Raw genomic sequence first — 13,993 nt, forward strand, 5'->3', positions numbered from 1 at the left:
TTAGTACATGTTATGCACAAATCATGTATGGTTGATGATTCGAGTCGTCGTCTTGGAAGCGAACGTGCTCAAGCATGTCTACGGCCCTGGTGTGGAGATCGATTACGGCGTCGGAACCTTCGAACAGACACGACAGTCGTCTGGCTGACCGTTCCTGTAGCGTTCCCTCGTTGTCGCCAGGCCAGATGAGATTCATATTCGAGTTGACCGCGTCGAGAGCATGCGGGGTGACGTACGACTGATGGTCGAACGCACGCGGATTCGCAATGGGCACTACGAGAACTGCCCCTGCGATATCGGTAGACATCAGGTGATCGTGGAGTCATTGTAGCGCGGCAGTTCCGTTACGTCCGATTCCGTGCTGTGCGGCCTGAACGTACACCGTCGGACCGGGGCCGCCCTCGTCTCGGTGGACGGTAACAGAGACATCGAATCCGGATGGCAATTGAGCGAGACAGCGCTCGGTAGCCGTGTGCGTAACGCGTTTGCGGTTCATACTGTATCTCCCGGGTGTCACGGCTTGTAAGTGTCGGGAAGGACGGGTTTTTATGCGCTTCCACGAACAGCAGCCAGTACATGCACCTCGAGAGCACAACGTGGACCGACGTCCATAGTATAGAGACGGATCTGGCGATGGTACCGATCGGCAGCACGGAACAGCACGGTCCTCACGCCGCGCTGGGTACCGACACGCTCAACGCCGAAGCGGTCGCTGAGATCGCCGCCGAACGACTTGACGACCCCGTCGTCGTATCTCCGGCAGTCCCAGTCGGCATCGCTGAGGAACACAGACAGTTTTCCGGAACGCTCTGGACGTCCGAATCGACGTTCAGGTCGTACGTCCGTGACATCGTCAGGAGTCTGGCATCACACGGTTTCGATCGCGTCGTGCTGGTGAACGGTCACGGTGGAAACGTAGCTGCGCTCCGGGAAGTCGCCGGAACGATCACACGCCACGACGATGCGTACGCGGTCCCGTTCACCTGGTTCGACGAGGTCGGTGATCACGCTTCCCGCATGGGACACGGCGGTCCGCTGGAGACGGCTTTGCTCCAGCACGCGAACCCGGAATGTGTGTGCGAGGGTCGCATCGACGACGTGGCAGCGGAAGCCAGCGATCGGTGGGGTGATTGGCAGGGACGGGTCAATCTTGCGTTCGACTCGGCTGAGTTCACCGAGAACGGCGTCGTCGGCGATCCGCGCGAGGCAAGCGCCGACCTGGGTGAGGAACTTCTCGATGCCACGAGCGAAGCGCTCGTGGAGCTGCTCGAGACCGTGGCCGAGCACGATGCGGAACGTCCTCCCCATCGGTAACACGGCCGTACACAGGCGAATCGTCCCGAATACCGCTTCTAGCAGTGTTTCAGAGGGACAGCGAAATTCGACAATAGGAACGTCTGGCGTACTCCGAGCAATCTCCAGCGTAACCCGTAGAGAACTGCACGTCATCGGAGACACAAAGGAGCAACTGGGTGCCGTCAGGAATTCAGTCGCTTACCGGCTGAATGTCTCCGAGGCTCTCGCCGATCAGTCGTCTGCCGTGACCGCTTCTTCTTTGATGAGTTCGTTCCACCGTTCGACGCCAGCTTCGGCGACCTCCTGGTCCTGGCTCACGGCGCCGCCGGAGACACCAATCGAGCCGACGACTTCACCGTCTCGCTCGAGCGGATAGCCGCCACCGAAGATGACGATCTGATCGTCGTCGGTCGTCTGGAGGCCGTACAGCGAGTTGCCCGGCTCGGAGGGCTCCGCCAGTTCGTGTGTCGGCATCTCTAGGGCAGCCGACGTGTACGCTTTGTTACGCGAGATGCTCACGGAGGCCAGCCAGCCGCCGTCCATGCGGTGCTGGGCGATGAGGTTCCCCTCGCTGTTTGCGATCGTGATCACCATCGGGTTGTCGATCTCGTCCGCTTTCTCTTCTGTCGCTTCTATCAACTCTGTCGCTGTCTCCAGCGGAATGGACTCTACCATGCAAGCGGAAGGTGGGGAGTTATCATGAAATAAGTTGTCGTTATTTCTTCGACAGACGCTATAATTTCGGGAAACTGGTGGAGAATTATGTCTTACTGGAGTCTCTATATGTGAATATCTCAGGATTCGGTTGATGGTTCGAGTAGCTGGAAAGGGAAGCCGTCACCCCGCGATTCAGCGTTACTACCGCTAAAAGTGATTCCGAAATACCATTTTGTGCTTCTTCGCGGCCTTGCCGATGCCTCTGACGACCGTTGGCGTGTCCATGCACGGAACCGAGCGCCGTCGCTTGGCGATGGTGCCCTAGGATAACAGCGATATTATGGGTATCCACAGCCATCTCGAAACTCTAATCATAATCCTTCTACCAAGTTTTTGGTGAAGATCCGAGTGAGCGATAATTATATTTGTACTCGACTGGCACCACGAAGTGTACAATTATGAACGCAGACGACAGTTTGCCGGACCAAGCGGACACTGTTATCGTCGGTGCCGGTATCGTCGGGTGCAACCTGGCGTATCAGCTCACTGAACTTGGCCGAGACGACGTCGTCGTCGTCGATCAGGGACCGATGCCAACCACTGGTGGATCTTCCAGCCACGCACCGGGGATCATGTTCCAGACCTCCGAGTCGAAGATCCTCTCGAAGTTCGCCAAGTACAGCCGTAACCTGTACTCGGACCTGGAGGACGACAACGGCGTTCAGGCCTACAAAGAAGTCGGCGGCATCGAGGTCGCGCGGAGCGACGAGCGGATGGACTACCTCCAGCGCCGTGTCGAGTGGGCCAAATCTTGGGGGCTCCCGAACCCGGAGATCCTTTCGCCCGAGGAAGTAGAAGAAAAGCTGCCGCTCGTCGACAGCGACGTGATCCAGGGTGGGTATTACTCCCCGACTGACGGCCAGGTGTCTGGCGTCGTCGCCTGCGCTGCCCTCGCCAGAGAAGCCATGGACCGGGGAGCGAAGTTCGTTCCGCACACCCGCACCGAAGACATCGAGACCGAGAACGGCTCGGTCAGCTCGGTTATCACCGAAAACGGGACGATAGAGTGTAACGAAGTCGTCATCGCGACGAACATCTGGGCGCGTCAGCTGGGCGAGAAACTCGACGTTCACTTCCCGGTGACGCCGGTCGAGCACCAATACACGATGACCGAGTCGCTCGAGGAGCTCGCCGACAACCAGATCGACGTCAGCGATCACCCGCTGTACGAGAACTATAAGGGCGTCTCCGGTGATAAAGTCGACCGCCTGCTCGCGGGCCCCGACCGGCCGATCCTCCGCGATCAAGACAACGCGATGTACTTCCGGACGCACGGGGACTCCTACGGAATCGGGTCGTACAACCACGAACCCGTCGTGCCCGACCCGCGGGAGCTCGGCGGCAACGAGGAAGACGCCGAACAGGGCTCGATCCACGAGTTCACCGAGTACCATATGAACAACGCGACGCACCCGGACCGGCCGGACAAGGCGCCCCGCCAGGCCAGCGACGAACTGCTGCCAGCCACGGAGGGGAGGGAACTCGAACACAAGTACAACGGCATGTTCGCGGAGTCCCCCAACGGTCTGCCAGTGATGGGTCCCGTCCAGAAGTACGACGGTCTCTGGTCCGCGGCCGCCATCTGGGTCACTCACGCCGGCGGCGCCGGCAAGGTGCTCGCCGAGTGGATGGAAAACGGTATCCCCCGCCTTCCCGACGGACCGATCGACCTCCGGCACTGCAACGTCAATCGGTTCGACGCCCACGAAGGCAGCTGGGACTTCGCGCGAGACATCGGCGGCGAGGAGTACCGCATCGTCTACAACATCATGCACCCGAAGTGGGTCTGGACAGATCATCAGCGCGATATCCGCCGCACGCCGATGTACCACAGCCACAAGGAACTCGATGCCGAGCTCTGGGCGGAAGCCGGTTGGGAGGAACCGCAGTGGTTCGAGTCCAACACCGACCTGCTCGCTGAGTACGGCGAGCAGATCCCAGACCGTGAGGGCTGGGAGGGCAAGTACTGGTCACCCATCGAGGGCGCGGAGGCGCTCCACGTCCGCAATAAGGTCGGCCTCCACGACATGACGTCGTTCAACAAGATGGAGGTCGTCGGAAGCGACGCCGGAGACTTCGTCCAGTGCCTCTCTACGAACGACATGAACCTCGACGTTGGCGACGTCCGATACACCTTGATGTGTAACGAGGAAGGCGGCGTCCGCGCCGACATCACCGTCACGCGCGTTGACGACGACCGTTACCTCCTCCTGACGACGGGTCGCGAGGTCGGAAACAACCACGTCGCGTGGGTTCGCGAGCAGTCCCCCGAGGACGTGGTCGTCAATGACGTCACCTCCAGCCTGGCGGCGATGGTTTGTACCGGTCCGAACGCGCGGAAGGTACTCTCGAAGGTGACGGACGCAGATCTCTCTGACGAGGCGTTCCCGTTCTTCACGGGTCAGCAGTTCTTCATCAAGAACGTGCCCGTCACCGCGCTCCGGGTGTCCTACGCCGGCGAACTCGGCTGGGAGCTGTACACGCCCTCCGAGTACGGTGAGCAGCTCTGGGAGCACCTCATGGATGCCGGTGAAGAGTACGACCTTCGCCCGTACGGCAACGGCGCGTTGAACGCCTTGCGTATCGAGAAGGGCTTCCGGCTGTGGGGCGAGGATCTCCACACCGAGCACAATCCCTACGAAGCGGGCCTCGGGTGGGCCACCGATCTGGAGACCGACTTCATCGGGAAGGAGGCGGTCGTCGAAGCGGCTGAGGGGAACAACATCGACCACAAGGTCGCGTGTCTGACCCTTGACGACGAAGCGGCGACGATCCTCCCTCACCGTCCGATTTTCGACGGTGATGAACGGATCGGCTACGTACACAGCACCGAGTACGGGTACACGGTCGGCGCCTGCGTCATTTACACGTACCTCTCACCGGAGTACGCGGAGCCCGGGACCGACCTCGAGATCCTGTACGAGGGCGAACGGTACGACGCCACCGTTCGCGAGGAACCCCTACTCGATTAAAAAGAGCACACTCGACGGTGCAATGTGCTCTTGGGTCTGACTTTTTATTTTCTTCCGATGGGATCAATGCCCTGTCGTGCGATTAGAGAGACCATCGTCAGCAAAATCAGATAGTAACTTCACACCCCGATCGGGGAACCCTAGCCCGCCCGGCAGTTGACCATAAGTTCGTCAGTGACAGTGGCGGCCCGATCCGCGACGCGACGTCTCAGCGGAGTCTCCGGCAAGGTCGGTGACCGTCTTGTGCCGACGGTTGAGGCGATGGAACTGCCCGCGTACGATCCCCGGGGCGCCGAAAGCATGGCGCTAGCATACGCCACAAGCGATCGCGGCGCCTGCCACCGGCGAGCGATCCCGATCGAGCGGGAGATCTTTGAGGACTGAAAGTCCCGGGCGGGCCGCCCGCATCGTCGCGACTGAACAGGACCAGCAATCGATTCTCTGGAGCCTGATCGTCGACGACTTCGTCGGCGATGTCTTCGAGGAGCTCGGTGCCGAGTGGCTAGACGCCGTGGGGTTGGACACCGACGGTCGACCGGCCCCCGAGACGGTCCAGTCGTAAAATCACAGCTATCGGGCGCTCACCGAAGCTCCATTTGCTCGGCGCGTTCGACTGCGAGTTCGGCTATCTCCTCAACACGGCTGTCGGAACGATCGGCGAGTACACGCACCAGCATGCCGACCTGAATCGCTGCAGCCTCCCGAAGTTCGGCCGCTTCCTCGGTATCGTTACCGAAATAGTACTCGTGGCGGCCGTTTTCGTGGACAATCCCAGTGTACACCGAACGGAGGTCGTCGCCGGAGACTGCCTCCGTCGCTTCCGTTTTGACTTCCTCGAATCGAGGGTTCGTCATCATACCTGATATTTGCCCAGAGGATCCTAATCTCTTCGATAACCTAAGTGAACAGAGCATATCGAACCCTGAAAGCTCGGTTATGGTACCCTCACGAGTTCAGTCGTGGGTTTTGTGCCCGCATTATATAAAAATGAGTACAGTAGTCTGGTTATGAGAGTTTTTATCCCCTGCGATTCAACGTTATAACCAATGAAACGGTGTACAAGTACCGCTGGTCGCTCACCTCTTGTCCGCGTCGCGACCGACCTCGCGGCGAACGGCAACGAACAGGTCGTGACGGCGATGCGAGACGAAGCCGATTCGATACCGGTGGTCCGTACGGGACCGACCGGTGTGACGGGGAGCGAACCCCTCGTCATGGCGACGCGTGAGGGCCAGACGGCGTTCTTCGCCAAACCGGAGCCGTCGATCGCTCGAGATGTCGTCGACACGCTGGAAAACGGACCCATCCCAGCGGATAACGCTGATGTGGTCGTCGAACACGGGCCCGAGACGACGTCGCTCCCGATCCCGAACACGGGACCACTCTCGATCGGGCAGCGGTCGGTGCTCGGTCGGTGTGGATGGGCCGATCCGCTCAGTCCGAACGAGTGGCCGATCGTCTCGTCTGATCGAGCCGCCGAAGCGGTGACCGATACCGGACTCCTCGGTCGGGGGCGCGGCGACGCCGCCACCGATGACCCTGTCGCCGACGGGTGGGAGACCGTGCGGGACACGGACGGAGACCCCGTCGTGGTTGCCAATGCGAACGAGACGCGCGACGAACAGCGAGCGGACGAGGTGCTGCTCGGTGGAGCGCCGATAGCCGTCCTCGACGGGATAGCCGCCGTCGCCGAGTACGTGGGTGCCGACGACGCCGTTGTCTACCTCAACGAGGCCGATAGCCACCTGCATCGGTACCTCCGCAAAGCGATCGATGCAGTCGCCAGCGAGCTGCCGATCGTTCCCCAGCTGGTGGCCGGCCCCGACGAGTACCGGGCCGGCGCCCCGACGGCCACGCTCGAAGCGATGGAAGGCGCCGACCGCATCGAACCACGTCTCCAGCCGCCGTCACCCGCCAAGCACGGTCTCTACGGACGGCCGACGATCATCCACACGCCGCGGACGTTCGCACAGGTACGGCAGGCTATCCACGATCCGGACGCGTTCGACGCGGACGGCGCCGATCCGGGCACCCGGCTGATCACCGTCGCCGGCGATGTCGCTGATCCAGCGACCATCGAACTCCCGTCAGACAGCAGTCTTTCGGTGGTACGAGATGCCGTCGAACTAACAGGATCGTTCAAGATGGCATGCGTCGGCGGGATCCTCGGTGGTATCACGCGGGATCTCGACACTACCCTGGCCGCACAGTCGTTCGCTGCAGCCGGTCTCGGGACCGACGGCGTGGTCGAACTGCTGAATGACGACCGGTGCGTAGTCGCCGATGTCGGCGAGCGCACCCGATTCGCGTCCACCGAGAACAGCGGCCGCTGCGTGCCCGGCCGCGAAGGAACGAAACAGCTCACCGAACTCCTGCGAGACGTCTACCAGGGATCGCTCGAGACCGAAACGATCCGCGAGCTGGCTCGAGTGATGGAACGGTCGAGCAACTGCCAGATCGGCGCTCACGCGCCCCGTCCCGTGACGACCGCGATCGACGAGTTCGAACCGGAATTCCGCGCACACGCCGACGGTCGCTGCCCCAGCGGCACCTGTACTAAGAAACTATGAGTACTGACGACATACTTCCAGGCGTTCCCGATATCGAGGATTCGCAACCGAATACGCCGGTTACGGCTGAATTCGAGACCGGCACTGCGAACGATCCCGTCGTCGGTACCGACGGCGACGAACCGACGACGGTGACGATCAACGGCAAACCGGTGACTGTTCCACCCGGGTCGACCATCATCGACGCGATGCAGACCGTCGACGACGAGACGGTTAACGTCAATCCCGGAGCGGACGCCATCGACGACGCCGATGTTCCAGCGCTGTGTTACTACGACCGGGACGGGGATTGCAGCGGTGAGATCGGCCCGCGAAGCGAGTGCCGGACGTGCATGGTCGAGACCGACGAACACGGCCTCGTTCCCTCGTGTTCGTTCCCGGCCGACGAGGGGCTCACCGTGCAGACGGACACCCCCGACGCCGAAGAGACGCGCAGCGTCAACCTCGATCTGGTCCTCTCGAACCACAACCTCCGGTGTACGACCTGCAACGGCAACGGCCGCTGCGAACTACAGGATACCGCAATCAGCGAGGGCGTCGACCATCCGCGATATGGCGTCTTCGACGACCGTGACGAGTACGAACCCCTCGACGACAGTTCGTCGTTCATCCAGATCGACCGGAACAAGTGCATCCTCTGCAACCGGTGCGTCGAGGGGTGTAACGACGTGCAGGTCGAGGGCGTGCTCCGCATCGAGGGCCACGGCGAGGACACGCGCATCGGCTTCCAGTCCGACGCCGAGACGATGGCCGACTCCGACTGCGTCTCCTGTGGTCACTGTGCGACCGTCTGTCCGACAGGCGCGCTGACAGAGAAGGACATCGGCGGTGCCGCGACCCTCCCGCTGCCCGGCTTCACCCAGCGTAACTCCGTCGGGACGGTTATCGAGCATGAGGAAGTCGAAACGCTCGACAACACGGCGGCACCGAATCGCTCGCCCGACCCCGGCGGAGAGAGTCGGATCGGAGCCAGCCCCAGCGTGAGTCCGGACGATCGAAGCGGCGTCGCCGGATTCATGGCCCAAAGCAGGCGCCGTGCACTGGACCTCGCCACAGGGTACGGTCACAAAGCCATGCTGGCTGGCGAACACACCGCCGAGAACGTCGCCGCTACGGTGCTCCCCGAGGGACGACTGTTCGACATCGCGTCGGCGGTGAGCGGCTACCGACTCGGCAAGATCGACAAGAAGGAGACGACGTGTGGATTCTGTGCTGTTGGCTGTCGGTTCGAGATGTGGGGCAAAGACGGCGACGCGATCGGTGTCCAACCCGTCGAAGATCCCGCGAAGGCGCCCGCCAACAACTTCTCGACCTGCGTGAAAGGGAAGTTCGGACACGAGTTCGCCAACAGCGACGAGCGGATCACGGAACCGCTCGTGCGTAACGACGACGGCGAGTTCGAGACGGCGTCCTGGGACGAAGCGCTCGACCGCGTCGCAAGCGAACTGCGCGCAATCCAGGCTGAACACGGCGTCGACGCGGTTGGCTGTCTCGCGTCGTCGAAGGGGAGCAACGAAGAGGCGTATCTCGTCCAGAAGTTCGCCCGACAGGTTCTCGGGACGAAAAACATCGACAACTGTGCACGGCTCTGTCACTCGACGACGGTGGCGGCGCTGCAACAGACCCTCGGGTACGGCGCGATGACCAACCGTATCAACGAGGACATCGGCGAGGCCGACGCCTACCTCATCTCCGGGTCGAACACGACGGAGTCGCACCCGGTTCTGGCAACCCGCATTAAGCAAAACGTCCGAGACGGGGCCGACCTGTTCGTCTTCGACCCCCGTGAAGTCGGTATCGCCGAGCACGCAGACCAATACACGCGGACCAAACCCGGGTACGACGTCGCCTGGATCAACGGTCTCATTCGATATATCGTCGAGAACAATCTCCACGACGAAGCGTTCATCGAGCGCAACACGAAGGGGTTCGAGAAAGTCAAGGAGAAGGTCCAGGCATTTACGCCCGAGAAAGTCGAAGAACTGTCGGGCGTTCCGCCCGAAGAGCTGAAGACCGCCGCCGAGGCGCTCGCCGACGCCGAGACCGTCGTCTTCGGCTGGGCAATGGGGATGACCCAGTCCAGCCATGGCACGCAGAACCTCCTCGCGATGGCCGACCTCGCCCTCGCGCTCGGCCAGATCGGCAAGCCCGGTGCCGGACTCTCACCCTTCCGGGGACAGAACAACGTACAGGGCGGCGGTGGCGACATGGGGACCCTCCCCGGGAGCCTTCCAGGGTATCAGGACCCAGCGAACCCCGAGGTCGCCGAGAAGTTCGAAGAAGTATGGGGCGAGCGTCCGCCCGAGGAGCCGGGGCTCAAGGTGCCGGAAATGCTCTCGGAGGCGCACGAAGGTAACCTGCGGGGAATGTACGTCGTCGGAGAAAACCCCGCGCTGTCCGAACCTGACATCCAGCACGCCGAAGCGGCACTCGAGAAACTGGAATTCCTCGTCGTCCAGGACATCTTCGTGACGGAGACGGCGACTCACGCGGACGTGATCCTGCCCGCAGCGACGTCGCCAGAGAAACACGGCACGTTCACTAACACCGAGCGCCGCATCCAGCGGGTGCGCCCAACTGCGACACCGCCCGGGACGGCGCGCCAAGACTGGGCGATCACTCAGGACCTGGCCAACCGGCTCGGGTGTGACTGGGACTACGACCACCCGCGGGAAGTCATGGACGAAATCAGTGACCTAGTCCCGATTTACGGCGGTGTCAGCTACGACCGCATCGAGTCGGGCGACGAGCACGGACTCCAGTGGCCCTGCTGGGACGAAGATCACCCCGGAACGCCATACCTCTACGATTACGAGGACGGAGCGTTCAACTTCGACGATGGTATGGCGCGCTTCGTGCCTGCGGACGGTGGACATCCCGGCGAGCTGCCCGACGAAGAGTATCCACTCACGCTCACCTCCGGGCGGGTGCTCTACCACTGGCACACCGGCCAGATCACCCGACGCGTCGAGGGACTCATGAACCACGTCGGCGAGAGCTTCGTCGAAATCAACCCGTCGACGGCCGACCAACTCGGCGTCGCCGACGGCGAGTACGTCCGGGTCGAGTCCCGTCGTGGAGACATCGTCGTCAAGGCGACCGTGACCGACCGCATCGGCGAGGGGACGCTGTTCATCCCGATGCACTTCGCTGCCGGCGCGGTCAACAAACTCACTCAGGAGAACTTCGACCCGCACACCGGTATTCCCGAGTACAAGGTGTCCAGTGTCCGCGTCGAACCGCTCGGGTTGAACGCCGATCCGGACGTGCTGCAGGCACCCGACGCCGGAATCGATAACGACGGCGGAACCGCAGTCAGCGACGACTGATCGTCGTGGACGTCTCGCCCGTCGACTGCTGCTATTCGAGCAAACTTCTCGTATCGGATCCGTCACGGAGGCACCGAATCACCGCCCAGTTCGGGCACCTCGAGTCAAACGAGTGGAAAAACGAACGCTGGCTATAGTAGCCACTGCAAGTCATTGCACATCTGATCGCCAGACGGTTCGGCGATCAGTGTGTGAATCGTTGCAGTTGTTACTATAGCGAACCTCTCGTCGACCGCGTCGCGAGAATCAGTCTTCCGGTTCGTTCGACGAACTCCCCGTACGGCCTCGTCTCGCGTCTGGTCGGGAGTCAGCTCGGTTCTCTCGAGACTATGACGCTGGCGACAGCGCCAGCGACCGGACCGACCACGTAGATCGCCGCGTACACCCAGAAGCTCGGATACGGGAACTTCAGCCGAGTTGACTTATCAGGGCGTGCCGTAGCCGACTTCCTCTCGAAGTTCGTCCCACGATTCGTGGAATCCGTACGTCGCCTCTGACTCTGTACTGATGGTGTTCTGGTACACAGTATCGTATTGCAATAACTGCGTCCAGCCGTCGTGGTACCGATAGCTACAGTACTGACACATGGACGATCATATACTGCCAGCTGAAAAAGGAGTATCGGTAAAACCGAGCAACGACCGACTGTACCGGAGTCGATAACCCGGTGATTCCCTCGTTGTCAGCAACCCGCTGGGTGGCGTCCGTGTGGACGTGTTGCCGACCAATATGCGAAGTCGATCCGGAGTTCGACCGTATGAATGCGGCGAAATCTCGCTACACGCTACGGACGATCGATCCTTCGTACTCGACCGAGACTACTCGATTACCGCCAGAGCTTCGATCTCGACCGCCGCCCCCTTGGGAACGCGGCCGACCTCAACGGCGCTTCTGGCAGGCGGCTCTTCGTCGAAGAATTCGCTGTACGCCTGGTTGAACTCGTCGAAGTCATCGATATCGTCGAGGAACACGGTCGTCTTGAGGACGTCGTCCATCGATCCCTCCTCGGACTGGAGAATCGCTCTGACGTTTTCGAGACACTGCCGAGTCTGTTCACTGACCGGCGCGTCGGCGAGGAGTTCGTCGTCTGTTGTAAGCGGGAGCTGACCTGCGGTGAAAAGCAGCTCACCGCTCGTAGTTGCCTGACTGTACGCGCCCACGGCTGCCGGAGCATCGTCGGTACTGATTGCGCGCTTCATAGACACCGATATCCGCTCCTGTCTCTTAAAGCCATGTAGTGCGCGGGCTCCTCACCATATAATATCACATGGTTTACTATTTGGGGTTGGAGCCCCGCTGCACGCAAGATACTTACCGTCCATAATCGACGTATAGATATGGCGTTCAAACAGTCACTCGAGCAGATAGATCCGAATACGGCCGAGGCCATCGACCTCGAGCGTGAGCGGCAGGAATCGACGCTAGGGATGATCGCCTCGGAAAACCACGTCTCGAAAGCTGTGCTCGAAGCACAGGGGAGCGTCCTCACGAACAAGTACGCCGAGGGATACCCCGGCGGGAGATACTACGGCGGCTGCCAACACGTCGACACCGTCGAAGAACTCGCGATCGACCGCGCAAAGGAACTGTTCGGAGTCGACCACGCCAACGTGCAACCCCACAGCGGTACGCAGGCCAACATGGGCGTCTACTTCTCCGTGCTCGAACCGGGCGACAAGATATTGTCGCTGTCACTCTCGCACGGCGGACACCTCTCTCACGGTCACAACGTTAACTTCTCGGGACAGCTCTACGACGTCGAACAGTACGAGGTCGACCCCGAGACGGGCTATATCGATTACGACGAACTCGAGAGCCACGCGAGCGAGTTCGACCCGGACATCATCGTTAGTGGGTCCTCGGCGTATCCCCGCGAATTCGAGTACGAACGTATCGGCGATATCGCGGATACGGTCGACGCGTACCACCTCGCGGATATCGCTCACGTGACGGGGCTCGTCGCTGCCGACGTCCACGAGTCGCCAGTCGAACATGCGGAGTTCGTCACCGGGAGCACGCACAAGACGATCCGCGCCGGCCGCGGCGGCATCATCATGTGCGAGGAGGAATACGCCGACGCCATCGACTCGGCGGTCTTCCCGGGCGCGCAGGGAGGTCCGCTAATGCACAACGTCGCCGGCAAGACCGCCGGCTTCGCGGAGGCCCAAACCGCCGAATTCGAAGAGCACGCCGAACAAGTCGTCGCGAACGCGAAGCGACTCGCCGACGTGTTCCACGAACGGGGCCTGTCGCTGGTCAGTGACGGGACCGACAAGCACCTCCTGCTCATCGACCTTCGCGAGTCGTACCCCGATCTCACGGGCAAAGAAGCCGAAGCGCTACTGAGCGACGTTGGTATTATCGTCAACAAAAACACCGTCCCAGGCGAGACCAGATCGCCGATGGTCACGAGCGGGATCCGCATCGGTACGCCGTCGCTGACCACGCGCGGCTTCGAGGAAGCCGAGATGGAGACCGTCGCCGACCTAATCGTCGACGTGCTCGATGATCCGGACGACGAGGACGTCGACGATCGCGTCGACTCGCGGGTCAACGAACTCTGCGAGGAGTTCCCGATCTACGGGTAGTTCTTCCGACTCCTCTCCGCGCGACGTTTTGTCCCTCGCGAGAGCGATCGCCACGGCTTCGATCTCGAGTGTGGCCCCTTTCGGGACGGCGCCGACTTTGATCGCGCTTCTGGCGGGCGGTTCGTCGTCGAAGAATTCGGCGTAGGTCTCATTCATCTCCTCGAAGTCGTCGATATCGCCGAGGTGGATCGTCACCTTCAGCGGGTCCGAAATCTCGACGCCTTCGCTCGCAAGAATCGCTTCAACGTGCTCGAGACACTGTCCGGTCTGGACGGCCACGGATTCCTCCTCGAGGAGGTTGCCGTCGGGTGTCAGCGGGAGCTGCCCCGCTGTAAAGAGGAGGTCGCCGTTCTAGGGTGCCTGGCTCTCCGCGCCGACCGCTGCTGGTGCGTCGGTAGTGCTAACGAGTCGTTTCATCCGTTCGAGTGTCTCTCTGTACAATCATATACGTACTGATAGGTACAAACTAACCTATTCTATTCTGGGTATTGACAGGTTGTGAACGGTTGGTTGGGGGTATC

11 protein-coding genes and 2 pseudogenes are annotated in these 13,993 nt (G+C 61.4%); 6 read left to right on the forward strand and 7 right to left on the reverse strand.

Annotation, left to right across the window (positions count from 1 at the left end; genetic code table 11):
- Nucleotides 1–10: 10 nt before the first annotated feature.
- The gene (locus QNM96_RS17130; RefSeq protein WP_283837885.1) at nt 11–307 is read right to left on the reverse strand and encodes a succinylglutamate desuccinylase/aspartoacylase family protein; all 297 of its coding nucleotides are present in this window, start codon (nt 305–307) and stop codon (nt 11–13) included.
- A gap of 15 nt (nt 308–322) precedes the next feature.
- Nucleotides 323–496, reverse strand: a complete 174-nt coding sequence (locus QNM96_RS17135; protein ID WP_283837886.1) for a hypothetical protein — start codon at nt 494–496, stop codon at nt 323–325.
- An 80-nt stretch (nt 497–576) separates the two neighbouring features.
- Between QNM96_RS17135 and QNM96_RS17140 the strand changes: the two genes are divergently transcribed.
- Complete coding sequence (locus tag QNM96_RS17140; protein ID WP_283837887.1) at nt 577–1,314, forward strand: creatininase family protein; 738 nt, start codon at nt 577–579, stop codon at nt 1,312–1,314.
- 213 nt (nt 1,315–1,527) lie between these two features.
- On the opposite strand, the gene QNM96_RS17145 is transcribed toward QNM96_RS17140, so the two are convergent.
- Nucleotides 1,528–1,971: a heme-binding protein gene (locus QNM96_RS17145; RefSeq protein ID WP_283837889.1), complete on the reverse strand. Its 444-nt coding sequence runs from the start codon at nt 1,969–1,971 to the stop codon at nt 1,528–1,530.
- A 440-nt stretch (nt 1,972–2,411) separates the two neighbouring features.
- On the opposite strand from QNM96_RS17145, the gene QNM96_RS17150 reads away from it, so the two are divergent.
- Nucleotides 2,412–4,985, forward strand: coding sequence for an FAD-dependent oxidoreductase (locus QNM96_RS17150; protein WP_283837890.1), 2,574 nt, complete (start codon nt 2,412–2,414; stop codon nt 4,983–4,985).
- Between the two features lie 231 nt (nt 4,986–5,216).
- Nucleotides 5,217–5,517: pseudogene (locus QNM96_RS17155) on the forward strand (aldehyde ferredoxin oxidoreductase C-terminal domain-containing protein); the annotation flags it as partial.
- 49 nt (nt 5,518–5,566) lie between these two features.
- Here QNM96_RS17155 and QNM96_RS17160 read toward each other — a convergent pair.
- Entirely contained in the window at nt 5,567–5,842 is a 276-nt protein-coding gene (locus QNM96_RS17160; protein ID WP_283837891.1) for a hypothetical protein, read from the reverse strand.
- A gap of 189 nt (nt 5,843–6,031) precedes the next feature.
- Here QNM96_RS17160 and QNM96_RS17165 point away from each other — a divergent pair, with 189 nt between their 5' ends.
- Both QNM96_RS17165 and fdhF read left to right on the forward strand, forming a co-directional pair.
- Nucleotides 6,032–7,555 (forward strand): NADH-ubiquinone oxidoreductase-F iron-sulfur binding region domain-containing protein, encoded by a 1,524-nt coding sequence (locus QNM96_RS17165; RefSeq protein ID WP_283837892.1) that lies wholly within the window; start codon nt 6,032–6,034, stop codon nt 7,553–7,555.
- The gene (gene fdhF, locus QNM96_RS17170; RefSeq protein ID WP_283837893.1) at nt 7,552–10,884 is read left to right on the forward strand and encodes a formate dehydrogenase subunit alpha; all 3,333 of its coding nucleotides are present in this window, start codon (nt 7,552–7,554) and stop codon (nt 10,882–10,884) included. The genes QNM96_RS17165 and fdhF overlap by 4 nt, the downstream gene beginning before the upstream one ends.
- A gap of 425 nt (nt 10,885–11,309) precedes the next feature.
- On the opposite strand, the gene QNM96_RS17175 is transcribed toward fdhF, so the two are convergent.
- Together QNM96_RS17175 and QNM96_RS17180 are read right to left on the reverse strand one after the other, a co-directional pair.
- Entirely contained in the window at nt 11,310–11,471 is a 162-nt protein-coding gene (locus QNM96_RS17175) for a hypothetical protein (RefSeq protein WP_283837894.1), read from the reverse strand.
- A gap of 231 nt (nt 11,472–11,702) precedes the next feature.
- The gene (locus QNM96_RS17180) at nt 11,703–12,083 is read right to left on the reverse strand and encodes a Rid family detoxifying hydrolase (RefSeq protein WP_283837895.1); all 381 of its coding nucleotides are present in this window, start codon (nt 12,081–12,083) and stop codon (nt 11,703–11,705) included.
- A gap of 138 nt (nt 12,084–12,221) precedes the next feature.
- Between QNM96_RS17180 and glyA the strand changes: the two genes are divergently transcribed.
- Entirely contained in the window at nt 12,222–13,472 is a 1,251-nt protein-coding gene (gene glyA, locus QNM96_RS17185) for a serine hydroxymethyltransferase (RefSeq protein ID WP_283837896.1), read from the forward strand.
- A 45-nt stretch (nt 13,473–13,517) separates the two neighbouring features.
- On the opposite strand, the pseudogene QNM96_RS17190 reads toward glyA, so the two are convergent.
- Nucleotides 13,518–13,889: pseudogene (locus tag QNM96_RS17190) on the reverse strand (Rid family detoxifying hydrolase); the annotation flags it as partial.
- Between the last annotated feature and the right edge of the window lie 104 nt (nt 13,890–13,993).

The organism is Halostagnicola sp. A-GB9-2, from assembly GCF_030068615.1.
Classification (GTDB): Archaea; Halobacteriota; Halobacteria; order Halobacteriales; family Natrialbaceae; genus Halostagnicola.

Bases quoted from the DNA above. Each gene is read 5' to 3' on its own strand.
- QNM96_RS17145 (WP_283837889.1), bottom strand. From the start codon at position 1,971: ATGGTAGAGTCCATTCCGCTGGAGACAGCGACAGAGTTGATAGAAGCG.
- QNM96_RS17140 (WP_283837887.1), top strand. From the start codon at position 577: ATGCACCTCGAGAGCACAACGTGGACCGACGTCCATAGTATAGAGACG.
- QNM96_RS17150 (WP_283837890.1), top strand. From the start codon at position 2,412: ATGAACGCAGACGACAGTTTGCCGGACCAAGCGGACACTGTTATCGTC.
- QNM96_RS17160 (WP_283837891.1), bottom strand. From the start codon at position 5,842: ATGATGACGAACCCTCGATTCGAGGAAGTCAAAACGGAAGCGACGGAG.
- QNM96_RS17135 (WP_283837886.1), bottom strand. From the start codon at position 496: ATGAACCGCAAACGCGTTACGCACACGGCTACCGAGCGCTGTCTCGCT.
- QNM96_RS17175 (WP_283837894.1), bottom strand. From the start codon at position 11,471: ATGTGTCAGTACTGTAGCTATCGGTACCACGACGGCTGGACGCAGTTA.
- QNM96_RS17180 (WP_283837895.1), bottom strand. From the start codon at position 12,083: ATGAAGCGCGCAATCAGTACCGACGATGCTCCGGCAGCCGTGGGCGCG.
- fdhF (WP_283837893.1), top strand. From the start codon at position 7,552: ATGAGTACTGACGACATACTTCCAGGCGTTCCCGATATCGAGGATTCG.
- QNM96_RS17165 (WP_283837892.1), top strand. From the start codon at position 6,032: ATGAAACGGTGTACAAGTACCGCTGGTCGCTCACCTCTTGTCCGCGTC.
- glyA (WP_283837896.1), top strand. From the start codon at position 12,222: ATGGCGTTCAAACAGTCACTCGAGCAGATAGATCCGAATACGGCCGAG.
- QNM96_RS17130 (WP_283837885.1), bottom strand. From the start codon at position 307: ATGTCTACCGATATCGCAGGGGCAGTTCTCGTAGTGCCCATTGCGAAT.